The sequence below is a fragment of the Sporosarcina sp. ANT_H38 genome (genome assembly GCF_008369195.1).
Lineage (GTDB): Bacteria > Bacillota > Bacilli > Bacillales_A > Planococcaceae > Sporosarcina.
This window is the reverse complement of record NZ_VOBC01000002.1, coordinates 112,174-138,346: the sequence shown is the minus strand read 5'-3', so window position 1 is coordinate 138,346 and position 26,173 is coordinate 112,174. Positions and strand designations below refer to the sequence as shown.

General features: G+C 36.8%; 29 protein-coding genes. 23 read left to right on the top strand and 6 right to left on the bottom strand.

Annotation, left to right across the window (positions count from 1 at the left end):
- Window positions 1-951 precede the first annotated feature (951 nt).
- The 6 genes from FQ087_RS12865 (at window position 952) to FQ087_RS12845 (ending at window position 7,108) form a co-directional block, all read left to right on the top strand.
- Entirely contained in the window at window positions 952-2,367 is a 1,416-nt protein-coding gene (locus FQ087_RS12865; RefSeq protein WP_370456083.1) for a M28 family metallopeptidase, read from the top strand.
- 56 nt (window positions 2,368-2,423) lie between these two features.
- Window positions 2,424-3,620: a M14 family zinc carboxypeptidase gene (locus tag FQ087_RS12860; protein ID WP_149580994.1), complete on the top strand. Its 1,197-nt coding sequence runs from the start codon at window positions 2,424-2,426 to the stop codon at window positions 3,618-3,620.
- Window positions 3,621-3,675: 55 nt separating this feature from the next.
- Window positions 3,676-4,719: a M14 family zinc carboxypeptidase gene (locus FQ087_RS12855; protein ID WP_149580993.1), complete on the top strand. Its 1,044-nt coding sequence runs from the start codon at window positions 3,676-3,678 to the stop codon at window positions 4,717-4,719.
- A 516-nt stretch (window positions 4,720-5,235) separates the two neighbouring features.
- Window positions 5,236-6,399 (top strand): acyl-CoA dehydrogenase family protein, encoded by a 1,164-nt coding sequence (locus FQ087_RS12850; protein ID WP_149580992.1) that lies wholly within the window; start codon window positions 5,236-5,238, stop codon window positions 6,397-6,399.
- Window positions 6,400-6,520: 121 nt separating this feature from the next.
- Window positions 6,521-6,661 carry a hypothetical protein gene (locus FQ087_RS22460; RefSeq protein ID WP_188006741.1) on the top strand — a complete coding sequence of 47 codons (141 nt, stop codon included), beginning with the start codon at window positions 6,521-6,523 and terminating at the stop codon, window positions 6,659-6,661.
- 222 nt (window positions 6,662-6,883) lie between these two features.
- Window positions 6,884-7,108: a hypothetical protein gene (locus FQ087_RS12845; protein ID WP_149580991.1), complete on the top strand. Its 225-nt coding sequence runs from the start codon at window positions 6,884-6,886 to the stop codon at window positions 7,106-7,108.
- Between the two features lie 269 nt (window positions 7,109-7,377).
- Here the strand turns inward: FQ087_RS12845 and FQ087_RS23430 are convergent, their stop codons facing one another.
- Complete coding sequence (locus FQ087_RS23430; RefSeq protein WP_483315857.1) at window positions 7,378-7,536, bottom strand: DUF1659 domain-containing protein; 159 nt, start codon at window positions 7,534-7,536, stop codon at window positions 7,378-7,380.
- A 487-nt stretch (window positions 7,537-8,023) separates the two neighbouring features.
- On the opposite strand from FQ087_RS23430, the gene FQ087_RS12840 reads away from it, so the two are divergent.
- From FQ087_RS12840 to FQ087_RS12810, 7 genes are all read left to right on the top strand, one after another.
- Complete coding sequence (locus FQ087_RS12840; RefSeq protein ID WP_149580990.1) at window positions 8,024-9,136, top strand: NADH-dependent flavin oxidoreductase; 1,113 nt, start codon at window positions 8,024-8,026, stop codon at window positions 9,134-9,136.
- A gap of 635 nt (window positions 9,137-9,771) precedes the next feature.
- A complete protein-coding gene (locus tag FQ087_RS12835; protein WP_149580989.1) occupies window positions 9,772-10,224 on the top strand; it encodes a hypothetical protein in 453 nt (150 codons plus the stop codon).
- A gap of 72 nt (window positions 10,225-10,296) precedes the next feature.
- Entirely contained in the window at window positions 10,297-10,716 is a 420-nt protein-coding gene (locus tag FQ087_RS12830; RefSeq protein WP_149580988.1) for a VOC family protein, read from the top strand.
- Between the two features lie 204 nt (window positions 10,717-10,920).
- Window positions 10,921-11,475 (top strand): D-glycero-alpha-D-manno-heptose-1,7-bisphosphate 7-phosphatase, encoded by a 555-nt coding sequence (locus FQ087_RS12825; protein ID WP_149580987.1) that lies wholly within the window; start codon window positions 10,921-10,923, stop codon window positions 11,473-11,475.
- 159 nt (window positions 11,476-11,634) lie between these two features.
- Window positions 11,635-12,279, top strand: a complete 645-nt coding sequence (locus FQ087_RS12820; RefSeq protein WP_149580986.1) for a hypothetical protein — start codon at window positions 11,635-11,637, stop codon at window positions 12,277-12,279.
- A 41-nt stretch (window positions 12,280-12,320) separates the two neighbouring features.
- On the top strand, window positions 12,321-12,668 hold the full coding sequence (locus FQ087_RS12815; RefSeq protein WP_149580985.1) for a hypothetical protein: 348 nt from the start codon (window positions 12,321-12,323) through the stop codon (window positions 12,666-12,668).
- Window positions 12,669-13,124: 456 nt separating this feature from the next.
- On the top strand, window positions 13,125-13,577 hold the full coding sequence (locus FQ087_RS12810) for a helix-turn-helix domain-containing protein (protein WP_149580984.1): 453 nt from the start codon (window positions 13,125-13,127) through the stop codon (window positions 13,575-13,577).
- 282 nt (window positions 13,578-13,859) lie between these two features.
- Here the strand turns inward: FQ087_RS12810 and FQ087_RS12805 are convergent, their stop codons facing one another.
- From FQ087_RS12805 to FQ087_RS12795, 3 genes are read right to left on the bottom strand one after another with little or no spacing between them, the layout of a single operon-like run.
- On the bottom strand, window positions 13,860-15,107 hold the full coding sequence (locus FQ087_RS12805) for a DUF4153 domain-containing protein (protein ID WP_149580983.1): 1,248 nt from the start codon (window positions 15,105-15,107) through the stop codon (window positions 13,860-13,862).
- A gap of 34 nt (window positions 15,108-15,141) precedes the next feature.
- Window positions 15,142-15,357, bottom strand: coding sequence for a helix-turn-helix domain-containing protein (locus tag FQ087_RS12800; protein WP_149580982.1), 216 nt, complete (start codon window positions 15,355-15,357; stop codon window positions 15,142-15,144).
- Window positions 15,358-15,367: 10 nt separating this feature from the next.
- Window positions 15,368-15,847, bottom strand: a complete 480-nt coding sequence (locus FQ087_RS12795; RefSeq protein ID WP_149580981.1) for a DUF2975 domain-containing protein — start codon at window positions 15,845-15,847, stop codon at window positions 15,368-15,370.
- Window positions 15,848-16,671: 824 nt separating this feature from the next.
- Here FQ087_RS12795 and FQ087_RS12790 point away from each other — a divergent pair.
- Together FQ087_RS12790 and FQ087_RS12785 are read left to right on the top strand one after the other, a co-directional pair.
- Window positions 16,672-17,340, top strand: coding sequence for a DNA alkylation repair protein (locus FQ087_RS12790; RefSeq protein WP_149580980.1), 669 nt, complete (start codon window positions 16,672-16,674; stop codon window positions 17,338-17,340).
- A 428-nt stretch (window positions 17,341-17,768) separates the two neighbouring features.
- Entirely contained in the window at window positions 17,769-18,059 is a 291-nt protein-coding gene (locus FQ087_RS12785) for a hypothetical protein (RefSeq protein WP_149580979.1), read from the top strand.
- A 622-nt stretch (window positions 18,060-18,681) separates the two neighbouring features.
- Here FQ087_RS12785 and FQ087_RS12780 read toward each other — a convergent pair.
- Both FQ087_RS12780 and FQ087_RS12775 read right to left on the bottom strand, forming a co-directional pair.
- Window positions 18,682-19,419: a sulfite exporter TauE/SafE family protein gene (locus tag FQ087_RS12780; protein ID WP_149580978.1), complete on the bottom strand. Its 738-nt coding sequence runs from the start codon at window positions 19,417-19,419 to the stop codon at window positions 18,682-18,684.
- A gap of 624 nt (window positions 19,420-20,043) precedes the next feature.
- Entirely contained in the window at window positions 20,044-20,379 is a 336-nt protein-coding gene (locus FQ087_RS12775) for a hypothetical protein (protein ID WP_149580977.1), read from the bottom strand.
- Between the two features lie 322 nt (window positions 20,380-20,701).
- Here FQ087_RS12775 and FQ087_RS12770 point away from each other — a divergent pair, with 322 nt between their 5' ends.
- The 8 genes from FQ087_RS12770 to hepT all read left to right on the top strand — a co-directional run bounded on the left by FQ087_RS12770 (window position 20,702) and on the right by hepT (window position 25,989).
- On the top strand, window positions 20,702-21,070 hold the full coding sequence (locus tag FQ087_RS12770; RefSeq protein ID WP_370456082.1) for an ASCH domain-containing protein: 369 nt from the start codon (window positions 20,702-20,704) through the stop codon (window positions 21,068-21,070).
- A 294-nt stretch (window positions 21,071-21,364) separates the two neighbouring features.
- Window positions 21,365-22,123 (top strand): alpha/beta fold hydrolase, encoded by a 759-nt coding sequence (locus FQ087_RS12765; RefSeq protein WP_149580976.1) that lies wholly within the window; start codon window positions 21,365-21,367, stop codon window positions 22,121-22,123.
- Window positions 22,120-22,965, top strand: a complete 846-nt coding sequence (locus FQ087_RS12760) for a DUF2785 domain-containing protein (protein WP_149580975.1) — start codon at window positions 22,120-22,122, stop codon at window positions 22,963-22,965. Before FQ087_RS12765 ends, FQ087_RS12760 begins: the two co-directional genes overlap by 4 nt.
- 205 nt (window positions 22,966-23,170) lie before the next feature.
- The gene (locus tag FQ087_RS12755; RefSeq protein ID WP_149580940.1) at window positions 23,171-23,647 is read left to right on the top strand and encodes a hypothetical protein; all 477 of its coding nucleotides are present in this window, start codon (window positions 23,171-23,173) and stop codon (window positions 23,645-23,647) included.
- 141 nt (window positions 23,648-23,788) lie between these two features.
- Window positions 23,789-24,241: a hypothetical protein gene (locus FQ087_RS12750; RefSeq protein ID WP_149580974.1), complete on the top strand. Its 453-nt coding sequence runs from the start codon at window positions 23,789-23,791 to the stop codon at window positions 24,239-24,241.
- Window positions 24,242-24,496: 255 nt separating this feature from the next.
- The gene (locus FQ087_RS12745; protein WP_149580973.1) at window positions 24,497-24,799 is read left to right on the top strand and encodes a hypothetical protein; all 303 of its coding nucleotides are present in this window, start codon (window positions 24,497-24,499) and stop codon (window positions 24,797-24,799) included.
- Between the two features lie 382 nt (window positions 24,800-25,181).
- Complete coding sequence (gene mntA, locus FQ087_RS12740) at window positions 25,182-25,589, top strand: type VII toxin-antitoxin system MntA family adenylyltransferase antitoxin (protein WP_255452317.1); 408 nt, start codon at window positions 25,182-25,184, stop codon at window positions 25,587-25,589.
- The gene (gene hepT, locus FQ087_RS12735; protein ID WP_149580972.1) at window positions 25,582-25,989 is read left to right on the top strand and encodes a type VII toxin-antitoxin system HepT family RNase toxin; all 408 of its coding nucleotides are present in this window, start codon (window positions 25,582-25,584) and stop codon (window positions 25,987-25,989) included. Before mntA ends, hepT begins: the two co-directional genes overlap by 8 nt.
- Window positions 25,990-26,173: the final 184 nt, after the last annotated feature.

Here is a 26,173-nt window from a genome sequence, read left to right as displayed (position 1 = left end):
AAACTTAATTTGCCTATTAAAAAAACAATAAACAATTACGTGATTACTATATTCAAGGAAAATAAAGGTGGGAAATCGAACAGCGGTGCTTGAAACAGCTGTTCTTTGGTCAAGCCTCATAAAAATGGATTCAAAACAATTGCCTTCCAATTTAATTTTTAATCAGAACTTTACATGAATCAATTTCACGGACTACTCTCGTTGATTGTAGCGGAAGATGGCGACTCCTGCGGGAACAGCGCGAGCTGAAGACCCCGCAGGAAGAGACGTCACGTAGGACGGCTTTTGCGACCAAAAGCGAAGCGTTGGGAGCAGTGGATGTAAAATTTCTGCGAAAGGCGCAGAAATTATTACAAATCGAACCCTGCGCTGTTCGATTGGCTGAAGCCGTGCCCGCGGAAAGCGTCCATCTGAAGCGGAAATCAACATTGTTCGTTTTTCCCGTTTGATAATCCTATTATGAAATTGATTCACATAGGTATCTTTTCAATGCATATATCGGGAACATAGCAGGAGGCAGATTATTATAATAGTTCTAAGTATACATTAGTGAAGAGTTAATTGGATAACTTAAGTCTAGTTCAAATTACATGTACAGTGTGTAATCCTTATGAACTCTTCTTGTGTTAAAAGCTATGTGGTTGTAACTGTTTTTATTTTTGTGGAAGGGATTGGCAAGTGAGAGCGGGAATATCATCTTTTAGTAGTTAAAATATTCAGATGATAGGAGTGCGCTCGAATTAAGATGAAAAATAAGTTTAGTATAGTCATGCTGTCTACTTTAGTTGTTACATCTAGCATCAATGTAATGCTGGACAAGTATTTGAGTCGAGGATTGCAGTTGCAGCATCGGAAAATAGGGAAAACAATGAACGAGGTTAAGGTCTTGTACTAATAAAAATGGCTAGGGGAGAGATTTTTATGAGAAAGATTGGCATTAATCAAATTAGGATGAAGAGAACGTTACTATCGTTTACACTTGCCGGTGCTATGGTACTTAGCTCATCTCCGTTTTCGTCGGTGATTGCTGCACCAATTGATAAAACACCGATTAGTTACACGATAACTGCAAATAACGGAAATTCCGATGCCGCACATGATAATAAAGTTGTAAAAAGGGTCGAAGCGCAAAGGGCGATTGAACATGTCAGATACTTGTCAGAAACAATTGGTCCAAGACCCGGCGGACTTGAAGCTGAAAAACAAGCTGCTGATTATGTAGCGAATACATTAAAAGGCTATGGATATGAGATCGAGTATCAATATTTCCCTGTTGCGGATCAATTAATAGCGGACGTTTCGTTTGCCGATGGATCTTCATGGCAAATGGGGGCAGCCGCGAATGGCAAAGTAAGTGATGTGCCAGTGAATTCAGAAGTCATCTACGTCGAAGATGGAACAAAGGCAAGTGACTTTCCAGAGAATACTGCAGGGAAGGTCGTATTAGTGAAGCAGGCAAGTTCGACAGCTAACTACCGTTTGCAAGTTGAGAATGCAATCAATGCTGGAGCAGAGGGTGTCATTCTTCATAGTGTTGGTGGAAGTCGTGGAAACTATGGTTCGACATTTAATCCGAACCTGACAAAAGCAGTTGATATCCCAGTGTTCGGAGCAGCTTATATCCAGGGTGAATGGTTAAAAGAACGGTTGGCTAAAGAAACCGTCACGATTGGATTAACTGCAAAACGCCATTCGAACTTGCAATCTGTGAATGTAATTGGAACGAAAAAAGCGAAGAGTAAAAATGGGGATGGAAAAGAAGTGTTGTTAAGTGCACATATGGATAGTGTTGTTGGTGCACCTGGGGCTAATGATAACGCATCTGGCGTAGGCTTAATGCTTGAGTTAGCACGCGTTTTCAAAGGATATAACACAGACAAGGACCTCAAGTTTATTGCCTTTGGATCAGAAGAACGGGGCTTGCTAGGGGCGAAGCATTATGTAGAACAATTAACCCAAGCGGAAAGAGCTAATATCGAAGTCGTCTTTAATCCGGATATGGTTGCAACAAAATACGAAGCGGCTACAAACCTTTACGCGATGACTGTAGATGGCAGTACGAATCTTGCAACTAACGCGACTGTAGCGGCGGGCGCTCGGTTAGGTAATTCTGATATTTTACCAGGCAAATTTGGATCTAGTGACCATGTTCCATTCCATAATGCAGGTATTCCTGCAGCACTGTTCATTTGGATGGGGATCGATAGCTGGGACCCACTAGTTTACCATATTGAAAAAGTGTATCACACACCGCAGGATACAATTGCTGATAATATTTCCGCTGAACGCATGCAATCTGCTTTAGAAATTATCGGAGCGGGTGTGTTTGATGTCGTGCGGAAAGATGTGCCGGGGTTGAAGAGGTAAGTAGATTTATTGGGAGTGAAATGCTGGAAGAAATTACAAAGGGGAGTGTTTAGTGTATGAGGAAAAAAATCACTAGTACGGTTGTCATTCTGACGCTATGCGCAAGTCTCGCTGTTCCTGCGTATGCGACGGAAAAAACGGACAATCAAGAATGGCATCATAACAATTCCATCTCGGGATTCACGGATTATGCTGAGATGCAAAAGACGCTTCAGCAAATTGAGAAATCTAGCAAGGGGAATGTCGTTGTAGAGGTCGTCGGTAAATCTAATAGAGGCCGGGATATTTACAAAGCGACCGTTGGGACAGGCAAGAAGGTTATCTTAATCGAGAGCGAAATTCATGGGAATGAAAAGACTGGGACTGAAGCGGTCCTCAATTTGCTCAAGTCAATAGGGTCCAGTAATTCACCTGAATCAAAGAAGATTCGTGATGAAGTAACACTCGTCTTTCTGCCAAAAATGAATCCTGATGCGTCAGAGATGGACAAAAGACGGAACGACATGACTTGGGAAGAGATGCTTGCCAACTTTCCACAGTTAAGTGAAGCAGCTCCTGCTTGGAACTATATGAACCGTGGCATTAGCCAAATGTATGACTATAGTAAAAATCCAGGATTTGACGTGAATCGAGACTTCAATCCGGATCTAAACTATGTCCCGCAGGCAAAAGATTTTCCAGGTAACTCAAGTTCACCGGGGTGGTTTATAACACCTGAAGCGCAAACCGTACGCGATGTATACAAATCGTTACAAGAGGAGCATGGAAAAGTAGATGTCTTTGTCGACCTACATCATCAAGGAATGTACTATGTTGAAGGCACTGCCGATGAAGTAACATTATCCTTGTCAGCACAATTTGTTCCGGACCCGAATACTTCGGCGGGTGCAAAATATGGGCAGTATAAAGATGATTACAACTATGATTACTCAAGACAATTAAACCTTGCTGCCTATAATGAATTACAGTCATTCGGCGATTCGCCATTCAAGAATATTACGCTTTATTCGCAGGGGCTCGACCTTCCTGGGACAGCATTGGGCACATTCGCTCTGAATGGCAGCGGCACTGTACTATTTGAAGTGGCTGGCCAAACACAGACAATGGGGCAGAAGAAAAAAGGGCAACTCGTAAAAGCCGTTGAAAGAGGTCTTAGTGGTATTATCCATGCAGTTGCTGACGGCTCTGTCGAAAGTTTAAACCCTGAAGACTATGAGAAAATCCCATTGACTTCTAACAGACCTACGAACTGAACTGGAAAATTATAATCGTAAACAATAAAACGCATTAGAAAAGGGAGAGAGTAGAATGAAAAAATCAATACTCGCATTTACGCTTGCAGGAGCAATGGTATTAAGCACATCACCGTTCGCATCGCCTATTGCAGAGGCTGTTGGAAACGGGCCAAACTATGGCGGTAATGAAACAATAAATACGTCCATTTTACACACGTATGACGAAATGGTAGATAATCTTAAGCAGCAGGAAGCAAAACAAAAAGATATGAAACTTGAAGTAATTGGTCAAAGCGTTAAAGGAAGGGATTTGTATCTTGTAAAGTATATGAAGAATCCTGAAAATCCAACAATCCTTTTCCTTACACAGCAGCATGGAAACGAGCAGCTGACGACGGAAGGGGCACTCGAGTTCATCAAACACCTCGGTACAGGTAAGATGAAAGGTGTCGTTGATGGGGTGAATATCTTGATTGTGCCAATGCTCAATGCAGACGGCGCAATGGGAGATGTCGACTTTTCCCTTGATGATTATATCGCTAGCGGGGGACGCAATTTAACTCGTTACAATGCGCTAGGGGTAGATTTGAACCGGGATCACGTAACGAAAATTCAACCTGAAACGAAAGCGCTTCATGACAATGTAATGCGTGCTTATGATATAGACTATATGATTGATTTGCACCATCAAGGCACCCAAAGTGAGCGTGATGGAAAGCTAGTGTCAGGCTCCATTCTCTACCCGACAACACCGAATGTCAGTCCGGATGTATTGCTGAAATCTAAACAACTTGGTGCAGTTGTGTTTGATGCCGTGGATTCAACGGGCTGGGGCCATCTCGGCAAATATGATGGAGGTTCAGCCGAAACGATTAGCCGTAATGGAATCGCGGTGGAATATGGTATTTCCACACTTCTGTTTGAGATGCGCGGCATGTCGGATCACTATGCCGAGTCTGCGATTTTAGGACAGAAAAGTAATGGCTACTTGATTAAACAAACAATCACGACGCTTGATGCAACGGTGCGTGCGATAGCAGACCGTTCTATTGAAAACAAGGACATTAGTTTCTGGGATACACTGGCTACGCAACAAACACGTCCTTCTGATGAATAAATAATAAGTAAGTCATAACTTTCCACAATTACGGCATTGCGTATTATAAGACACTATCCCCCTTCATGGCATTTCGATATGGAGGGGGATAGTTATGATTTGAATTTTAGGTATCTGATCGTGGGATATCCAGCATTTCCGGAAGAGACGTTCTTTTGCTATCTTTAGAACTCATAGCTTTAGACGGAAAGACTTCGGTCTCAGAAATTGCTAATTTGAGGGTTACTGTCAGAAGGCTACTCAACTTCTTCCTGATCCACTTGGACCGACAATTACTAGCACATCGCCTTTATTCACCGTTACATTAATGCCGTGGAGCACCGGATTCTTATTAAACTCTTTTTTATATTTTTTAACGCTATCAAATCCCCAACACCTTCTTGAATTTTCTGAATGAAACAGGGTATTTCATACGTTATCATATGTATTCCTAGTTGTGAAGTAGACATTAGAAAGATATACTAGCTTAATACATTGAAAGTGTTGATTAATCAATTAAATAAGGGAGTGTCGAGCATGTCAAAAAAGTTATTTATTGAAAATGCATTTCAAAAGGAATGGCTTGAAAAACTAACGAGTCATGAGGATGCCTTCAAGAGTCATTCGAAAGAAAACGATGAACGGGTTCAATTTCCAAAAGAAAATATAAAAACGCTTGTGGACTTGGGTTATACGAAACTAACCTTATCAAAAGAATATGGTGGCGGCGGTATTAGCGTGCATGACATGGTTCTTTTCCAAGAAACGATTGCTAGTTTTGACGGAGCTACAGGCTTAGCAATAGGATGGCACCAAGGTGTTATTGGGGAATTATATGGGAATAAGCTGTGGAGTGAAGAGGTTCTGGCATCATTTGCACAAGAAGTTTTGAATGGGGCATTAGTAAATAGAGCAGTCAGTGAAGCGCAAACGGGTAGCCCAACTCGTGGTGGACGTCCTGGAACGAATGCGGTGAAACGAGATAACAAGTGGGTTATTACGGGGCAAAAAAACTTTACAACGATGTCACCCGTGTTAACACATTTTCTAGTATCTGCATGGATCGAAGAGAAAGAGGGCATCGGATTCTTCTTAGTTGAACGAGATTCAAAAGGGTTATCTATTAAAGAAACATGGGACGTTATTGCGATGAGGGGAACAGAAAGTCATGATTTAGTGTTAGATAATGTTGAAGTTAAGGAAGAAAACTTTGTTGAATTTAATCAGGGTCCTAGGGGCAATAATGTGAATGGCTGGATTCTGCATATTCCTGCGTGTTACCTAGGCATTGCACAAGCGGCTCGTGACTATGCGGTGAAATTTGCAGTAGAGTACTCTCCAAATAGTTTAAATGGGTCAATTAGTCAATTGCCAAATGTCCAGAATTTAATAGGACAAATGGACTTAGAACTGATGAAAGCGAGACACTTCCTGTACAGTGTGGCGGATGCTGTAGATGATGATTCACGTCGCGAACGGATAACAAATGAACTGGCTGCTGCCAAGCATATAGTCACAAATTCAGCAATTACGATTGTTGATAAAGCAATGCGATTAGTCGGAGCCAAAAGTCTTCAAATGTCAAATCCGCTACAAAGGTATTATCGAGATGTAAGGGCTGGCCTACATAATCCACCGATGGACGATATGACGATTGCTAAATTAGCGCAAACGGCCATCAAAGAAGCCGAGACAAACTAACGTTTATAGTTCACTATAATTGTATACTGTAAAACAAGCAGCTAGCCATACCAATATTGGCCTAGCTTTTTTTGTATATATTAAATCCTTCAAGAAATTGAAGAGAGAGGGGGTATTTTGGGTGAATAATGAAGTAATCTTAAATAAAGTGATGACAATTGAGCGCTGTGTGAGGAGAAACAATGAAGTTTATAATCAGGATCCAAGCAATTTGAAAGAATTCACTAAACAGGATAGTATCATTTGGCTGTTTTCACAATGATTTTTATTAACAAATAGTGAGGAGAGATTGATTTATCAAGAACATATATTTGCCTAACCTTTTAAAACAACAATCTTTTAGAAATAGCGTATTATAAAGTAGCGGACATTCCCAATTTCATTGTACGTTTTTTTCGAAGCCATTCAGGGTATACCTATTGTGTGCCTTTGTTCAACCCAATCAAAATCCGGTTCATTTCAAAGTAACGAAAGGAGTTCAGTTATGAAAAATATATTCCCTATTTTATTTCTGGTTGTAGGGTTCTTGACAGTGTTGGAGTTTATCTTTATCGCAGGTATGTTCACCTGGATTATTATGGTGATATCCATCTGTATCATCGGCTTAATCAACATCAGTATTGAAATAAAAAACCGCCAATATTTACAGGCGATTCTCTATCTCCTTGCCATTACAGCATTGGTAATGGGTTATCTGAAATTGGTATAATCTATTCCCATTCTCTTAACACAATAATTATTAATAGAAGAAAGACCAGACAAATAGGTAAATGTCTGGTCTTTTTGTCTAGACTTCGGGAGCCAGCCCTTTGAGTCGCTTTGGCCTACAGGATGTAAGTCATGCAGTTGTTGCCGCAGGACGCGGAGTTTTTAGACTGCCTTCCTTATTGCTCATAAAGGCAAGGAACTCCTTTATCTTCAAGTCTTTCAGCGATTGTCGGTGCTATGCAGGCGCATTGTGCTTTTCTAATTAGTCAATCAGGCTTGATGTTTCCACGATATCGATTGCGATGAAGGGGATAGCGCCGATAGCTGGGCAAGTTGCTCCAGCGCTTTGTACAAGTTCTCCGCTGGTGCATTTTCCTTGGTATTGCGGTACGTCTTTGATTTATGTATGAGCTTTCCGTTCTCTGTCAATCAACCGTCGAAGTAAACTCAGTCGACCGCCTGTTGAGATTTGATTGTCGCTGCCATGTTATCACCTCCTTTCAACTACTATATAGAGTGAAAGTAAGAGGAGGGATACATGGTTTGTGATATTTATTTTCAGGTAACTGTGCTTTATCGTAATACAGAGACCCTAGTGTAGTTTGTAAGTTATCGTCTGCAAGTGCATCCGCCATCGCATAGAGGCTTTCCTTCCAGCACAAAAGGTTACCTCGTCAACTTTTTTGTTTAATGATCCTGTCTTTGTAATTTGACGCATTTTCTAAGTTCATCAAAATCAAAAGGACCAATCCTTTTACCAAATAAAGTTTTTGGTGTATTCTTGTCCAAGCAAAGATCCTTTTTATTAGATGAACAGGAACTACCTGTACAAACCATTATATAGACTTTTTGTTTTCAATTACTGCAACGCTAGTGATGAATACTATCAAATTTACGATTGAGGAGAATTACTAACATGAATCCAAAATACGCCCCACTATTCCAGAAAATCACCTTACGAAGCGGCATTCAATTAGATAATCGTGTGGTTATGGCACCAATGACCAATTGGTCTTCAAATCCAGACGGTACAGTTACAGATGAGGAAATAGCCTATTATAGTCGCCGCTCAAAAGGAGTCGGAATGGTTGTAACAGCTTGTGCTTATGTCACACCTAACGGCAAAGGATTTCATGATGAATTTGGAAGTGATCGTGATGAGATGATCCCAAGCTTACGCAGAATAGCGTCTACAATTAAAGAACAAGGCGCAAAAGCGGTCCTGCAAATTGTCCATTGCGGCAGTTTGTGTCCACCAGAATTAGTGCCAGATGGAGATATTGTAAGTGCTAGTGCTGTTTCGGCAGAACAGGGTCCTCGCGCATTGACTGAGACAGAAATCAAATCAATTATTCGTGATTTTGGCGAGTCTACACGGAGAGCAATCGAAGCTGGATTTGATGGGATTGAATTACATGGAGCTAATGGCTATTTAATTCAACAGTTCTTTTCACCACATTCAAACCGACGTGAAGATCAATACGGTGGCAGTTTGGAAAAAAGACTAACATTCCCAATTGCCGTTGTCGATGAAGTGAAAAAAGTAGTGGCTGAGCATGCAAAAGAACCATTCCTCGTTGGCTATAGATTCTCACCAGAGGAACCTGAAACACCTGGAATCACAATGGCAGATACCTTTGCATTAGTGGACGTTTTGGCTAGCAAAGAGCTTGATTACCTTCATGTGTCCTTAATGGAATTCTGGTCAACTCCAAGACGCGGTGTTGAAGATTCCCGTTCTCGCCTTGAAATTATTCAGGAGAGAGTTGGGGAAAGTGTTCCAGTAATAGGTGTAGGTTCAATCTACACAGCAGACGATGCGTTAAAAGCTATCCAAAGTGGTGTTTCAATGATTGCTCTCGGACGAGGTCTCATTATTGAGCCGGATTGGGTCGAAAAAGTTAAGCAAGGAAAAGAGTCTACAATTGAAGTGAAACTCAAGAAAGACGCTCAAGCTCGTCTTGTCGTTCCAGATCCTCTTTGGCAAAGAATTGTCCATGCACCTGGATGGTTTCCAATTGAAGATTAAAAAGAGAGTATTTTAGAGGAATAGAAAAAAACTTAAAAAGCACAAATGCTGTTAAATCAGCATTTGTGCTTTTTTGGATTATGGTAATTTCAGGTATCTGCGTGCGGAGCTACTCTGATGATTAACCCCTTATTCGCATATAACAGGGGTGAGAATGGTATGATAACTTCCATTTTCAATGGACTATTTTCGGACCGCTTTCGGCTAACTATTCATTATAGATTTAAGGAGGAATTGCAATTCATTCCTCCCCAGAGGGGGCCTAGTGTGGCTAGAAGTGACTCCGTCACTCTAGCCACACTCTTTTCATTAACACTGTTGCGAATGTTTTCCTGTCGCGTTCCTACAATGTTCAAGTGAAAAATGCGTTTGTTTTGGAAGAAAAGAATAGATGAATTTCTATAGAAAGTGTAAGTGCCCGAAGATGCAATTTCGTGCACTCTAGTACTTTGTACAAAGTGTTCCTTGCATACTTTTAGCAAAGATTATGCATCTAATAAAATAAGTTTCACATCAACTGGATATTTATGTTAAAATTCGAATAAGTTTGTGAAGGAATGTACTTCAACTAACGGGGTTAGTTGAAGAAGAATTGTTACTTTCATTCAATATTAACGACTACTATAAAAAAAGGGGTGAGTACAATTAAAAAGATTTCTGTATTAATTATTATTGGACTGATTATGATAGGAATATTTATTTTTGAACCGTTTCGTTCAGAACCACCTACACCAAACGTAACAATAGGAGATGTTGATATTCCTACTACACAAGGTTCATATTGTTGGAAGAGGCTACTTTCAGCTCAGTGTGTAGATAAGGCTTATACAAGTCTGTTTGATATGGCAAGTAGGTATAAACCGACAGTTGTATCACCGAATGAAAAAATAAAAATTGAATTCAAGAAAAAACCCATTGCTGGAACAATGAAGGTAGAGCAATGGGTAGATGAAGACAATAAACAAAAAGTTGAAGTGAAAAATGGCTCAATTGTGGTTCCTCTAGAAAAAGGTGTGTATGTATATAGTGTACTATCTGATTGGAAGCAAGGAGATGGGATGTATGCCTTCTCAGTAGAAGTAAAATAAATTGACCTTACTTCAACTAATGGGGCAGTTTAGTTCAATAAGAAAAAATGGAGATTAGAAGGAGTCGATAGAATGAGCGAAAAGCTGCTAAGGGTAGGAACTATTTATATTCCGGTAACTAATGTGAAAAATTCTTATGAATGGTATGTAAACAAATTGGGGGCAGAGTTAAGCTATAAAGACGAAGACAAAGCAATTCTTAATTTTGCAAACCAAAGTATTTTTCTTGTTAAATCTAAAGAAAGTCAAAGTTCTAACTTCTATGATTGTTATGGAATAGAACGTTTTTCTATAACATTTGAAGTTAATGGACTAACTGCATTAGAGGCAATTCATAGAGATTTTACCGATAAAGAAATAAGAGCTGGAGAAATTGAAAACAGAGGACACTCTGGTAGGAACTTTGTTTTCTTTGATTTAGATGGTAATAAATTTGATGTGTGGAGTGAATTAAGTCCACTTTTCAAAGAAAAATATCTTATCACGCAATAGAAAGAACTATTTTATTCTTGATCTAACGGGTGCTTTAGTCGAACAACAGGGCTGCTTAGGCGGCTCTTTTTACTTCTTGAACTAACAGGGCAGGTTAGTTCAAGAAGTAAAGAGGCGGGTTAATTAAGTACAGTAAATTAGTAAGTAATTCCAAACCAAAGGGACAACATTGAAATTATAGAGTAATACGAGGGAGTAATTGAGATGAAAGCTGTGTTTTTAGATCGAGATGGGACAATTGGCGGTACAGGTGGAGGTATACATCCATTTGAGTTTACAATGTATGATTTTGCCCCCAAAGCCATAAGAACCTTGAACGAAGTAGGAATAAAAGTATTTCTATTTACAAACCAAACAAGAGTAGGCAGAGGCTATTTTACTGAAGAGGAATTAAAAGAAGGATTCAAGAGAATGGAAGAAGAATTAGCGTTACATTCAGCTTTTCTAGATGGAATTTATTATTGTCCACACAAGCCTGATGATGGTTGCGAATGCCAGAAACCAAACATCGGGTTACTATTAAATGCAGAAGATGACCACAATTTACTACTTAAAGATTGTTATGTTGTCGGTGATACTGGTGGTTCTGATATGCTTGCTGGACACAAAGCAGGTACTAAAAATGTATTGGTTAAAACGGGATGGGGAGAAGGGTCACTATCGTCATTTCGTCATCAATGGGAAGAGGTTGAACCCGACTTTATAGCCGACGATATTCTTGACGCTGTTAATTGGATATTACAAGATATTGGGCAATAAAGCCTTAATGAGTCCTAACGCTTTTTCAACTAACGGGTGCTTTACTTGAAGATCATTGAGCTGCTTAGGGACTCATTTCTTCTTAAACTAAAGGCGCGGAATACTTCAATAAAGATCTTGCGTTTTTATGGAGAATTTAAAAGGGAATGAGGGAAAGTTGTGAACAAATTTTTAAAAGTAACACTTATTGTTGTCGGAGTGATTATATTAGGAATAGCTATACTTGTATTTTCTTTTCTTCAGAGTATGAAGCCAGATAAAGAAAAGGAAGAAAAGGTGAAAATCCAAGCGGAGGAATATTTAGAAGAAAAACTTAATGATAACTTCGAGATATATGGTATTTTGCATGGTTCTTTGGAGCACTATAATTTTGAATACGGTGCCAAGGTACGGGATAAGAAAAATAAAATAACATTTTATGTTTACTATAACGAAGGTAAAGATAAAATGGTGGACACTTACACCGCTAATAAATGGGCAGATGATTTAGAAAATGAAATACGCCCTTATATTAAAGGTAATTTCGGAGAAACCACTGACTTTGACGTCTTTTATGATGACACAATAGGGGAAGAATTGGATATTAATTCTGCTAATCCAGGGAGTTATAGGGATTTTAGCGTTGCACCTATTATTCGTTTTAATTTTCCCCGAAAAAAGAGAGAGGAAGATGAAAAACTCTTTAATGAGTTTATATCTTATTTGAAAAGTGAAGACAAACTGCAACAGGGTACTGTTATTGTCGGTTATGTCGCTGAAAATGGTGTATGGTTGGAGGATGATGAGTGGAGTAAAGAATTTTAATTAGTAGTTAATCGAGATTACTCAACTATCGGGGGGCATAAATGGATGATGTAATTGGTTATGTAGTAGTTGTGTTTTTAATTATCGGTTTCGCATACGGTCTAGTTAGACAAATCCAACATACTTTGACTATCCAAAACGCTAATAAAACAGATGTATCTAATTACAGAAGGACGTTATTCGGCAATTATGTAACGTGTATTTCATTTTTGGGTTTTCTCTTTTCTTATATATTAAACGTTTTACTTGCGATGCAACTTATCCAGTCAAATATACTTACAAGTGATAATACTGGTTTTAGTTGCTTTATATTTTTACTGGTTCTTTTAATTGCTAAATTCGGAGTTATTTCTAAAAATCGTAAACAAAATGAATTCTTAAATTGTTAACAGGTTATATTATGCTTTTTTAATTTCCTTCTTAAACTAACGGTTGCTATAGTTAAGTATTGGCTGTCTTACAGGGCAGCCTTTTCTTATTGAGTAGTAAAGCTAAATACTGCCGTGAACTGGCGTTATGTAAAGCTGGTGTGTATAGAATATCCGTTCAGCAAAAAAGAAATAATTACAATTTTAACTCAATTAAGTAATGTAACTAAGGACACCATTATCTACATTGGACTTGATATAAGGAAATGAACGAATACATGAATGAATTTACAGAAACATTTATACGTAATGATAAAATGGATTGATGCTTATTGCGTAATGAAGGTAAATACTTCCGTGAAAACTTATAAAGATTTGTCTCTTTTATTACGCAACTATTAGTTTACATAGTTGCTACTGCACGGTTCTTTACGTTTAGATAGAGACACAAGTATATTTGGGTTAGGAGTTGAAGAAATGTATTTCCAAAAAAAAATTAAAGAAGAACGTCTAAAACATGAAATGTCGCAACAACAGCTTGGTGAATTACTTAACATTAGTAGACAATCGATCTCAAAATGGGAACGTGGAGAAGGTTATCCCGGTATTGAATCGCTAATTAAACTAAGTGAAGTTTTTGACATTACAATCGATGAATTATTGAAAGGAGATGATCATTTGAAGGAAAAAATCATTGAAGATGGGAAGCAATTAGCTTATCCAAGATTAAAACTATTCTTTGACATACTTCTAGTCATGGGCTTATTTCTAGTAGCTGCCAAAATTTTTATAGCAATTGGAAATAAATTTTTGAACTTTGATATTACGTTCTTCCAAGGATCAATACTGTACATGGCAATTCCATTTATTACTTCAATTATTGGAGCAATTGGGAGCGAAACTTTATCTGAAAAATTTAAAACAAAATAAATCGGAAAGCCTATAAAGATTTATCTCTTTTATTTAATTTCGAATGCCCCTGAAAGCGTGTTATGTCTTAGGGGTGCATGCAGCATATAACCTTGTTCAGCGATCAAATTCCTTGTTCAACTAAAGGAGCAGGTTAGTTCAATAAGGTATTTGTTTTATCATGTAACAATAGAGTTTTTTTAGGAAAATAAAAAGCCGGAAATGAACAAGTTTTGAATAGAAACTTGTTCATTTTTGGCTTTTATAAGGAAGATCAGCAACCGTTACATTAATAAAGCCTTTCTAATTAAAAATGAAAGGAAAAGTAAATGTAACGAAAGCCGCCCAAAGTACGTAGACTGGCAAATACTTAGTAACCGCATCTTGGATGGGTGAAGGTCCGGTCTTGTTTTGTAGAAAACGCATATAGGAGATCATAATCCAAATAAGGTTTCCCCAGATAAGTATGTTTACACCTAAAACAGCAAGTCTGTTTGGTGTAATCCCAAAAGAAGAAAGTCTAAAAACTATGGCTGACAAAGCTACACTGTCAATGACAAGAGCTAAAACAATTAGGGCGAAATTTATATAATCAGAAATGTTCTTTTTCTCGTCTGTGCCGCTTTCGGTAATTGAAAATATGTTAACAGCCAAAACACCAAGGAGTATTCCGTTAAATGCTATCAGGAAATTTCTGTCCAAGAATGGATTTTTTTCGACCCAAATAACCGTTATAAGATAGACCAACAAAGTGACCAGGACAAGAGGACTAAAAATTTTAGCTATATATGGTGTAATATTCTTAGCAAGTTTAAGATTCATTGACACCAGGTAGGTAGCCACAATAGCGAGAGCAGCAGCACCAAATAACACAACATTTCTAAAATAGAAGTCTGCTATATCTAGATCGACAAAGCTAAATAACTGCATAGTTAATGCTGCTAACAGCATTCCGCTAAAGGCCATGCTGGCGTAGAGTATGCAAAGTTCCAAATTGAATTTAAGATAGGCTAATCTTGTGCTTCCTTTTGAATATTCATTACCTATAAATGCGAGCCCTATCAATCCCCATAAGAATATGGGAAGGTGTAAATAAGCAAGGATAGTACTATCATTAACATTTAATGGCAGCATATTAAGATACAAACCGGAGATTAGGAACAACAATGCAAGTGTGTAAAGAACCTTTTTTCGAGGTTTATTTTTGTATACAAAATAGGCGCCAATATAGGGAAGAACCCCAAAAGCAAGGTTAATTGGGGCAATTGTTTCCTGTTCTACAAAATGGAAAATGATCCTTGTGCTTATCCCGGCCAAAATGGCTAAAATGCTCATGAATAAGAAATCTTGTTGAAGAAAGGAAGTTTTTTCTGTATGTGCCGTCTCCTTGAAATTTAATCTTTCATACCAAACAGCAAGAACCTTCGAATCAGGATTTTGTTCCCATGCGTATGAGAATGACTTTTTAAAGGCTTTGGGGTCATTTCTAAACATTCTCTCAAGCTTATGAGGGTTATATATATTTTTAATAATCAAATTATTATCGTTCACGTTTATGCCTCCCCTAATAATTGTGGAATTATCTTTAAATGTCTTCATCACTTTTGTATTCTAAAACATCCCCAGGCTGACATTCTAAAGCCTTACAAATCGCATCTAGAGTTGATAATCGAATCGCTTTTGCCTTTCCATTTTTCAATATAGAAATATTCGCCATCGTGATTCCGACCTTGTCAGAAAGTTCAGTTACGCTCATTTTCCTTTTCGCCAACATCACATCAATATTGATAATAATTGCCATTGGTTTCACCTCATATCGTTAAATCATTTTCTGATTTTATAACGATGGCATTTTTTAATAGCATTTGAAGAACAGCAGCAAAGACTGCAATCACTATTGAAGCAAAAGGAACAACCAATGCAACAAAGATGACACCTGGGGCATCGTCTTTCTCCGCAAAGAGATAAAAGAGCGGCAAGAGTAGCGCATGCAAACTACTGATTGTGATGGCACAGAATTTGATATTTCTCAATGCATGTACAGATGATTGTGAGAAAGCTTTATTTTTGTCAATATAGCGTAAAAGTTTAAACGCCTGATACAAAGCAAAGTAAAAAGGAATCGCCGATGCATCAAAAACCATGGAAACGAGGTATTTAATCGAATCAAACTCTGGCAGCAATTTTGCTGCAATATTACCTAACTCAGGTACCAAAAAGATGCATAAAGCAAGAACTGGAAAGGCCATAAGAACAACAGCTAACTTTAAAAATAGTGTTTTGGGTTTCATGAAAAGCACCTCTCTTAAGTATTGTTTATTATATTTTACCACGTCGTTTATCGATAAACAATAAATTTTTGTTGCTTATTACACTATTTTTGTTGTTAATAAGTAAATGGGACAAAAAACATTCATCTTTACAAAGAAATACGCTATATGGTTTATCTCATGAGGCTCCATTGAATTACTGTTAGTCCACTACTGAAAAATAACTTTATTTCTAAAAAAGGTGGCTAAAATATAGTGTTTTTCATTATTTTGGTATTTTCCTTATTCGTTTCTACTCAAACTTCTATGGGTTATTAAAAATGAAGAACATAAGAAATGGCTGGCAAGGTTAGTTGCATTTTTCGTAAATACACGTATCTTGTCAATAACAACAATCCTACTTTACAAGTTAGATGTTCAAACATTTCACAGACAGGCAGAAGGATTATTTAGTAGTTTAGGTATAGGAGTATTGGTGTTTTTCATTCCAATAATTACATACCTTAATTTTTGGATACTCGAATTTATAAAAAATAGAAGGTTGATTTTATAACGTGATAAATAAATTTAGGTTGTAGAATATTCAACTAACGGGGGCGTTTCTTTAAAAAGGAATGCTCTTTTCGTATCCAATTTAAAGGAAGTAAATGTTATTATTATATTAAAGATGGTTACTCTTCTATCAAAGGTGGAGAAAGCTTTAATACGATATATGCTACAATATTTAAAAAAGGTAAAATTTGGAGGTGAACCACTGCAATTAGACTTATAACGAAATTAAGTTCTAGATATATCCCGTCAAGGACATATTATGAAACAGTGCATTAATAAAGGAGTTGTATAAAATGGATGAAAAAAAAGATACAGAAATAAAACGCTCTTCAAAAGCAGAAAACATTCTACCTCAGATCAATAGTAAAACTAAGCTAGGCGACTTACGAAAAATCGCGAAGGACATTAAAAAAGATCACGAATTAGCTATGGAACTTTGGTCAACCGAAGAGTTTTTGCCCAGACTATTAGCAACCTTAATTATGGACAAAAAACTTCTTTCACAAGATGTGCTAAATAAGCTTGATAAGGATATGCAGACTCACCCTTTTGATGAGCGAAATAACTTAATGGATTGGTTAATGGCTAATCAGCTCACCAAAGACAAGAAGAATATTGCATTGATGGAGTCATGGGAAAATAGTTCTTCTACTCTTCAAAGGCGAGCTTTCTGGTATTATCAAGGGCGATTGAGATGGACTGGACAAACACCGCCTGATAACACCGCAGACTTGCTATCTTCATTAGAAGCTACTATTACGCAGGAAGAGCCGGAAGTTCAATGGGCTATGAATTTCACCGCAGGCTGGATAGGCGTTTTTGATGAAAAGAATCGGGCACGTTGTATTAAACTTGGTGAAAAAACGGGTCTTTACAAAGATGAAATAGTAGCAAAAGGATGTACGCCCAACTATTTGCCGGAGTTCATTACGATTGTAGTTAACAAACGACATAATAAGTAGTTACCTCTGAAAAAATTATTAGGGTTTAATGCGAAAAATAAAGAAAACAACGCGTTATGGCAGCTAGTTAGTGAAATAGGCAAGGAAGATGTAAAGGATTAACCCACTATCTCTTTTGATCTGTAGGGCGCTTATCTTTAAAAAGAACAACTTTCCAACTGTGCAGTACAACGATACTATTCAATAGAAAAAGAGCTTCCACAATCGGGCGAGATTGTTTAATCAACGCCTTTTTTCTTTTTTATCTAAAAAGGCAAGAGTTGAAGTTGGAAGGGTGCTGAGGCAATCCTTTTTCTTGTTCAACTAACGAGGCAGGTTAGTTGAATAAGGATAAGGAAATATTTTTATATAGCGTATTCGATATAATAAAGATTAAAATGGGATGACGTATGTTTTATTTCTAAGTTTTATTAAGAGTGGGAGATTGTATGAAAACCTATATGAAAATTTTTATGTATTTCTTTGTAATGATAGCTATATTCGGGATGACGACTATTTTTTCTAGTGAATATTTTCAAAAGTCATTCAATACTTTAGATATTATGGATATTTCAAGAATGGTTTTGATAAACATAATTAAATTAGTAATTGGATTACTTATTATTGATACTTATATGAGATTTAACGAAATATCCAATGTAAAAAAAACATTATTATTAGTAATAGCTATTCCAAGCTCAATGTTTGTTTGTGCATTTCTCACACCCATTGAGTTTTAAAAAAAATTTAATGTTATTCAACTAACGGTTGGCTTTAGTTGAACAACTCTAATGCTTTTCTTATTGAACTAACGAGGCAGTTTAGTTGAAGAAATATATACGAATTTCCCAATAATAATTTATAATTATTATGAAGTTATTGACGGATTAAGGAGATATCACAATGGGGTTAATAACTATATTAAAACTAATTAATTTTTTGTTGTTTATTATTTTTTCTGTTTTGGGCTTGTATGAAGCCATCAAGGTGTATATGTACTTCAATAAAGAAATGAAAACAAGAAAAGTACTTAAAGAGGAATATAATCAGAAAGCTAAAAAATTGTCATTATACTGTCTTGTATTTTCTATAATAGCAATTATTAGCATTATATTAAAAAGTCTTTAGTACATCTCTCTTATTCAACTAACGGGGTGCTTTACTTCAAGAAGGAGTAAAGCCTTTTTTACTAACGGGGCAGGAGAGTTGAATAACAAGTTGAATAGAATTTTAATATTTTTATTAGAACCCCAATAAATATTATCTTAAATCAAGGAGGAGGCGTCGATCCAAAAGTGTGATGGACGTCTTATTTGTCTGGTTAGAATTGTAGTTCAATTAGAATCCTCAAAAAAGATACTTTTAAAAGTTAAAGTAATCTATAATCATTTGTACGATTAAAAGAACTGTTACTAATCTAAGAAGTGGTTTTACATGTTCCGTTTTTAATTTACGAGCTAATCTTACTCCGAACTGTGCACCAACAATGGATCCAAGCATTAATGCTATGGTAAGTGGCCAGAAAATTTTACCCGTTGATATGTAAGTGATGGCAGAACCAAAGCAACTTGCAAAAACCCCAACTCTTGCTAAGCCAATTGCTCGGATATAGGCAATTTTTTGGCTTGCATATAAATACATCGCAAGTGTACTGCTTCCTGGCCCAAACATTCCGTCATACATTCCTATACCAATTAGTGCAGTTCCTGATTTTTTACTTGCATGAAACTGTTCAGTTCCATCAAAATTACCTGTATTCATGAAGGAAGTTACAAATGCAAAGCTTAATAAAATGATTGCAATAAGCGTTAGGGTACTTCCGCTTAAAAAGGAAGCAATGAGTCCACCTAAAATACCTCCTCCAAGACAAAACATTAGGACTAATAATGCTTCTTTTGTGGAAACTTCTTTTCTCTTAAATATGACAAGAAAGCTTGAGAGTGAACTGACAGTATTGGAAACCTTGTTTGCACCGATTGCTGAATGCACGGGTAACCCCATAAGTAACATAGTGGGTAAGCTAATCAGTCCCCCTCCTCCGACCAATGTACCGACTACATTACCTATAATTCCAATCATAAAAAAAATGACAAATTCCATTGAACAACCTACTTTCAAAATTGCATCATAGATTCAGTTTACCACGTATAATCTTTGGTATGAACTCTAAATGAAACAACTTTGAAAATTCGATGAATGGAACGATGAGGTAGAAGAATTTGAATTAATGATAAATAAATGATATGGAACATAATTTTCGATATTGTGTTTTAATTCAACTAAAGGTTAGCGGTTTTTTTAATAACAATCTTCAACAATAGGGCGCGATTGTTGCATAATGATACGATTTTTAAACGACTTTATTGTTGCTTCCTTAAGTTCCTATTCAGTAATTATAAAAGGAATTGAACAACTTTATCTTTACACCGTCCGCAAATGCGGACGGTGTAATTCATTCTTTCAGCATCAAAATGAAAGAACTTTATTGTCACTTAACAGTTTTACCCCTTTGGATTTTTATGTAAAGGTGTGTTTAGTTGTAAAAGAACTTACTTAATGAAGTAGTTGAGTGTAAACTGAATTTATAGAAATAATTGAAATGATATATGCAAGTTTGAAAAAAAATGCACTTACACTAACGGGGCAGTTTAGTCAAAAAAGTAATCCAACTTTTTATATGGTGAAATAATTGATGACACCTGTCGACAATACATGCAATCTTTATTATTTGTATAAATTAAATGATTCGGTTTTCCCATCCCATTCTGCATTCACTTTAACAACTTCTACTTTGGACCATGGATTACCATTCCCTGATAATGATTTAATTGAAACAGTACCTTTTTCTCCTATAGGTGAATCAGGTGAATCCAAACCTGCTAATAGACTTTTACTTGATGATTTACTGAAAATTGTTTCAAACGTAACTGAAACTTGCCCGACAGAATCAACATCTTCCCCTTTATACTTTAGATTCCCTAGTCTTGTTATTCCCTCTTCCGAAATTCCAATTGTAAAATCACCCACCCAATTTTCGTTTTCACCATGGTAAGTAAGCATTTTGGACGACTTTATTTCTTGGGCAGAAACAGATAAGCCCAGAATTAATAAAAAGCATAAAACACCAAATATTTCGTTTTTAAATAGGTAAAAAAAGTAACGTTTCCAATAAAAAAAATTTTCAATTAACAGGTACTTTAGTTGAACAATCGGCTGCCGTTCATGGCAGCTTTTTTTATTGAGTAATGAAATTAAATACTTCCGGGAATTGGTGTTATGTTAACCTCGTGTGCATGACGTATGCAAGGTCGTTCAGCGATCGAATCGAGTTTCTTGTTCAACTAACGGGGCAGTTTAGTTGAAGAAGGAAAGTTAATTGAAGATGTCGAAATACAAAGTAGGGGTGAATAACATAGTACATAAAATGGGATTATACGGAGAATATTTTAAAGCAATTATAGAAGGAAAAAAGACAGTTGAGGTTCGTTTAAACGATGAGGATAGGAGGGAAATAAAAGTAGGCGATACTATCGAATTTGTAAGTGTTCCTGAACAAAATGAAACATTAAAAGTACAAGTTTCAGATTTAAGAAAGTACGATACATTTGAAGAAATGTATGAAAATATTCCGTTTCAAGATTTTGATTGTGAAGGTTGGTCAATGAAAGAAATGGTAGAAGGAACCTATGAAATATATACACCAGAACAAGAAAAACAATGGGGAACATTGGCAATTACTATAAAGTATTAAACTAAAATAATTTAAACTAACTGGTAGCTTTAGCAGAACAAGACGATCATTCGATGGTCTATTTTTATGTACAGAACATCAAGTAGATTTCGGCGATCTAGTGTTAAATGTTTAAAACGATAAATACCTTGGAAGTAAGCAAATTATCAATTGGTATTCTAAAGATTTCTTTTGGAGTGGTTTCAGCTGAAGTTTCAAAGGGGAAAATGGAAAGGTTCGCAAAACTATATAATAATCCAATTTCTATGGAAATATTAATAGTGTGAAGCCTATAATTGAGCTAGGTGATTAAAAGTGAATATGCAAAATAAAAAGATAATTGATATCTGTGATGACCGCATACTATTCAATAAATATTCACGTAACTGTATTCCAAGCGTAATCTTCATAGCAGGGTTAGGCGATAGCTATGAGACATGGAAAAAAGTCCAAGACCGAATATCGCAAAAAACATCAACCTTTTCCTATAACAGGTCGGGTATTGGCAGGAGTCAAGTCGCATCTGTCCCGACTACTTGCTATGATCTAGTTGAGGAGCTCAACGAATTGTTGCTGGCGCATGAAGTGGAGAAGCCCTATATATTGGTGGGACATTCTTTTGGCGGTTTGGTTGCTAGATTATATGCCAGCCTTTATCCACTGAACATCTGCGGTATGGTTTTGGTTGACGCTGCACCGGAATATAAAGAACTTGCCTATGAAAAGGTTCTACCCGAAGATCTGATTGCAGGAAATAGGGAATATTACGAGAATCCTATGTTGAATAGTGAGAATATTGATAAAATACAAAGCTATAAGCAAATCGTTGATCATTCAAAGCAAAGTAACCTCCCACTCTCAATTATTACAAGAGGTTTGCCTGACAATGATGAAGAGGGATGGACATCTCAAGAAATATTGGAAATTGAGCAAAGACTCCAAGCAGAATTCCAATGGCTGTCAAAGTCAAGCAAGTACAGGATTGCTAGTCAAAGTGGACATTATATTCATCATGATGAGCCAGAAATTGTTATAGAGGAGATTATGTTAATGTTGATGGAGATGGGAAAATGAGCGATACAAGGACCAAATCGATGCTGGATTTGCAAAGAATTGAGAAGGATCAGTTTCAGTTACGCGAAGGTGAGCAGCATCAAGATTTCTTACCTTTGTTACTTCAATATATTGGTGATCCTCAGCCAGAATTACGGGATAACCTGATTTATCCGATGTTTTATATGTGGATTAAGGAAGAGAATAGGTTCAGTGGAGAGGAGTTGCGTAGCCTTTTAACTGTTCTGACTGATGAAAACCATTTGTTCTATAATATTGGCAGCGAGGATGATCAGTCAGTTTTCACAAGGACGTTCTCTGCCTTGCCTATCTCTTTGATTGTGCAAAGCCACAGACAGAATCCATTTTTCAATCAATCGGAAATTGAGCAATTAATGCATGTAATGCTCCGATATTATAAAGAGGAGAAGGATCTGCGAGGTTATCTTTCAGTAGGAGGCTGGGCTCACAGCGCGTCTCACGGTGCGGACGTTTTTGTCGAGCTGGTGCAGTGCGAGGAAAGCAGCGTCGCAATGCTGCGTGAGGTTCTTGTCGCTATTTCTGGCATGCTTCATAATGGTAGACACATTTTTAGCGATGAGGATGATGAGCGGTTTGTCAACATCGTGGATACGATGATTGACAAAGAGTTACTTCTACATCATGAAATCGCTGATTGGATTAGCGGCTTAGCGCAATGCTGCAATTTGCCGAGAAGTCGCGCTCAAGTGATTGCTCGCGTGAACAGCAAGAATTTTTTACGCAGTCTCTATTTCAGAAGGGGACAAGATAGCCGATGGAATGAGCTTAACATTGTCATGCTTGGTACTGAGGCAAAATTGAACAGGTTTTCTATTAGTTAAAGGATTAGAGGGGCTGTCCCAAAAGCCATGGAAAATTGGCTGAAGGATTGCCCCTTCAAATAAGCTTTACGAGAAATGTGAAAAGTTTCATTTAAACTAACGGGTGCTTTAGCTCAACAACAGGGGCTTCTTAGGGAGCTCTTTTCTTATTGAACTAACGGGGCAGGTTAGTTGAACAAGAAGAGTAAAATAAAAGGAGTAAGTGATGGAAACTAAAATGTTGTATTATAAAATATTCAAAAAGAAAGTAGAACCAGTCGATTATGTTAATTGGGCTATCAAAATGTTAGAAAGTAGTGATACGTCTGCATCCCTAAATATACTTTCTTCCCTAAGTGAAACTCTAAATACTTTTGAGGTAGAAGATTATTTTCATAGGGCAGTGAGAGAATTAGGTATAGAAGAACCCTCGCAGGATAAGTGTTCTAAGTATTACTTCTGGTATTTGCTAAAACAAATAATAGATAATGAATCTAATGCAATTAACTATGCATATGAAATTTATCAGGTAGTTCGTGAAGAATTTGTTAGCGAAGAATTAAATGTATGGTATGAGATTAGTGAAATGATAGACGACTATCGATATGGCGATAATATAGAGGGAATTACAATAGAATCTTTAATTTCAACCATCGTAAAAGAAGCGAAAAAACAATTAAATTGTAACTTCTTCTTGAACTAACGGGTGCTTTAGTGAAAGATCTTGTGGCTGCTGGGGCAGTTATTCTTACTTGTTGAACTAACGGGGCAGGTTAGTTGAACAAGGTTTTGAATTCATACATCGGTAATATTGGAAAATACAATACAAAGTGAGGGTATAGCAATGGGAGTGGAACTAATAATCCCCTTCAAAAATGGAGTTTCGGACTTCAAAAAATGGAGTAGCAAAGCTGACAAATCCTATAGGGAATGGGAAACGAAATACCCTAAATGGGATGAACTTTACCAACTTACAAAAGCGTTAATCGAAGGACTGTCAGTTGAACGATGGAACGATGAACTAATTAAAGATTTTCTTTATATACTAGCAAGGGATAACGAAGTTGAGAATATAATTGAACAACTTATAGAATTACCTAATCAACTTTTATCATTAGCTAAGTATGCTATAACCTATAAAGATGCTGATGCACAATGGCAAATTGCTTATGGTCTTGGAGAAATAAGTGAAGAAAAATTATCAAGTAGAATACTATTAAATGAATTCCTAAAAGATAATCAAGAGTATGTACGTAGGCGTGCTTCCTTTGCATTGGACAAACACTTTGGACAATGATTGAACCAAAACCTCTTATTGACCTAACGGGCGCTTTAGTCGAACAACCGGCTGCCTTTATTTACAGGGCAGTTTTTCTTGAGTAATGGAGTTAACTACTGCCGTGAACTGGCGTTATATAAACCTGCTGTGTATGGACTATACAAGCCCGTTCAGCGATTGAATTGATAGTTTGCGAATGGAGATATTCGAGTTTCTTGTTCAACAAACTGGTAAGATTATTGAATAGCGATTATAAAAGAGGGAATTGAGGACATGAAGAAAATGATTTATAGTACTTTTGTAATCGTAGGTCTTATATTTGCAACTATATTAGGTATATTTGGTCATGTTATAGCTTATGATTTAAATGAACAGTTCCCAACAATTAAGTCAATGACAGCCATGACTATCTTAACTTTCATTAGTATTGGATTATATGTAATTATCCCTATTTCACTATTAATTTTCAATAAAATCCCCCAAAAATACCTTATTGTGAGTGTTATTACGTGTTTCTTAATAGGGCTTCCGGTTTCTATATGGTCATTTTTTGTTTGGGTGGCGTGGATGGGTTAATTTAAAGAAATTTTTTATATTAACTTGCTTGATAATTAAATACAGCTGTCGCTCAATCGGGCCATTTTGTAGGATAAGTTATCTTAGAAAAGGAAGTGATTGAGTATTTTTTTTATTACAGTTTTGGTTAGTATTAAATTATTAAATTTCTTGATTAGTCATTTCATTTTAAACGACAGTTAAACATTGAAGGAAATAGAATACACCCATTTTTCAAAAATAGAAATAAATTGTTTTTAACTATAGAAACCATCTAAAGGCCATACATTTGCTTGGGAAAATCAACTAGAAGGCGCTTTCACTTGACACTAACGTGTGAATTTCATAAGTAGTCTGTATAATGGAAAGAACTACTACATTTATTTTTATGGGAGGGTGGAAAGTGCTATCTAAACAACTGGAAAACACAATTATAGAAGTGTTGAACGAACACGTAGATCCATCCTTTATTCTATTATTTGGCTCTTATGTTAAGGGGCTTGCACGTGAAGACAGCGATATAGATATTGCGTACTTTTCAGAAACCACTTTAACGAATTATGAGCGTTTTTTAGTAGCTGGAGATTTAGCTGAGAAATGTCAGATTGATGTGGATTTAGTGGATATTAAGCAAGTTGATACAGTATTTGCGGTACAAATTTTTTCTACGGGAGTCCTTATGGATTGTGCCGATGAAAATGAATATATTAAACAGCGAATGAAGGCATACTCTATGTATGTGACATTGAATGAACAACGGATTGAAATCCTTCAAGGAATTGAAGAAAGAGGGAGTATTTTTGGTGAATAATGAAGTAATCTTAAATAAAGTGATGACAATTGAGCGTTGTGTGAAGAGAATCAATGAAGTTTATAATCAGGATCCAAGCAATTTGAAAGAATTCACTAAACAGGATAGTATCATTTTAAACATTCAGCGTGCTTGTGAGGCAAGTATTGATTTAGCGATGCATCTCGTCAGTGAGAAAAAATTAGGCTTGCCTAAAGCCAGTCGAGAGGCTTTTCGCTTATTAGAGGAAGATGGAATCATTGGCGCATCATTAGCAAAAACATTGATGAATATGGTCGGGTTTCGAAATATTGCCGTGCATGATTATCAAGCCATCCAGCTCGATATTTTGCAGGCCATTTTAGATAATCACCTAAGTGATTTCACAGCATTTACAAAAATACTATTACGTATGAAATAAATTGGAAACGAGTAACTGTGTGCGAAACTACTCAAGAGGCACTTACACTCTCCAGAGACAGGCATCTATTCTTTTCTTTCAAAAAAACTGTGTTTTTCACTTGAACAGTGTAGGAACCCGACAGGCAACTACTCATAACAGGATTAATGAAAAAGTGTGGCTAGAAGTGACGGAGTCACTTCTA

Coding starts and splice junctions, on each gene's coding strand:
- FQ087_RS12865 (WP_370456083.1), top strand. CDS start 952: ATGAAGAGAACGTTACTATCGTTTACACTTGCCGGTGCTATGGTACTT.
- FQ087_RS12860 (WP_149580994.1), top strand. CDS start 2,424: ATGAGGAAAAAAATCACTAGTACGGTTGTCATTCTGACGCTATGCGCA.
- FQ087_RS12855 (WP_149580993.1), top strand. CDS start 3,676: ATGAAAAAATCAATACTCGCATTTACGCTTGCAGGAGCAATGGTATTA.
- FQ087_RS12850 (WP_149580992.1), top strand. CDS start 5,236: ATGTCAAAAAAGTTATTTATTGAAAATGCATTTCAAAAGGAATGGCTT.
- FQ087_RS12845 (WP_149580991.1), top strand. CDS start 6,884: ATGAAAAATATATTCCCTATTTTATTTCTGGTTGTAGGGTTCTTGACA.
- FQ087_RS12840 (WP_149580990.1), top strand. CDS start 8,024: ATGAATCCAAAATACGCCCCACTATTCCAGAAAATCACCTTACGAAGC.
- FQ087_RS12830 (WP_149580988.1), top strand. CDS start 10,297: ATGAGCGAAAAGCTGCTAAGGGTAGGAACTATTTATATTCCGGTAACT.
- FQ087_RS12825 (WP_149580987.1), top strand. CDS start 10,921: ATGAAAGCTGTGTTTTTAGATCGAGATGGGACAATTGGCGGTACAGGT.
- FQ087_RS12815 (WP_149580985.1), top strand. CDS start 12,321: ATGGATGATGTAATTGGTTATGTAGTAGTTGTGTTTTTAATTATCGGT.
- FQ087_RS12810 (WP_149580984.1), top strand. CDS start 13,125: ATGTATTTCCAAAAAAAAATTAAAGAAGAACGTCTAAAACATGAAATG.
- FQ087_RS12800 (WP_149580982.1), bottom strand. CDS start 15,357: ATGGCAATTATTATCAATATTGATGTGATGTTGGCGAAAAGGAAAATG.
- FQ087_RS12795 (WP_149580981.1), bottom strand. CDS start 15,847: ATGAAACCCAAAACACTATTTTTAAAGTTAGCTGTTGTTCTTATGGCC.
- FQ087_RS12790 (WP_149580980.1), top strand. CDS start 16,672: ATGGATGAAAAAAAAGATACAGAAATAAAACGCTCTTCAAAAGCAGAA.
- FQ087_RS12785 (WP_149580979.1), top strand. CDS start 17,769: ATGAAAACCTATATGAAAATTTTTATGTATTTCTTTGTAATGATAGCT.
- FQ087_RS12780 (WP_149580978.1), bottom strand. CDS start 19,419: ATGGAATTTGTCATTTTTTTTATGATTGGAATTATAGGTAATGTAGTC.
- FQ087_RS12775 (WP_149580977.1), bottom strand. CDS start 20,379: ATGCTTACTTACCATGGTGAAAACGAAAATTGGGTGGGTGATTTTACA.
- FQ087_RS12770 (WP_370456082.1), top strand. CDS start 20,702: ATGTCGAAATACAAAGTAGGGGTGAATAACATAGTACATAAAATGGGA.
- FQ087_RS12760 (WP_149580975.1), top strand. CDS start 22,120: ATGAGCGATACAAGGACCAAATCGATGCTGGATTTGCAAAGAATTGAG.
- FQ087_RS12755 (WP_149580940.1), top strand. CDS start 23,171: ATGGAAACTAAAATGTTGTATTATAAAATATTCAAAAAGAAAGTAGAA.
- FQ087_RS12750 (WP_149580974.1), top strand. CDS start 23,789: ATGGGAGTGGAACTAATAATCCCCTTCAAAAATGGAGTTTCGGACTTC.
- FQ087_RS12745 (WP_149580973.1), top strand. CDS start 24,497: ATGAAGAAAATGATTTATAGTACTTTTGTAATCGTAGGTCTTATATTT.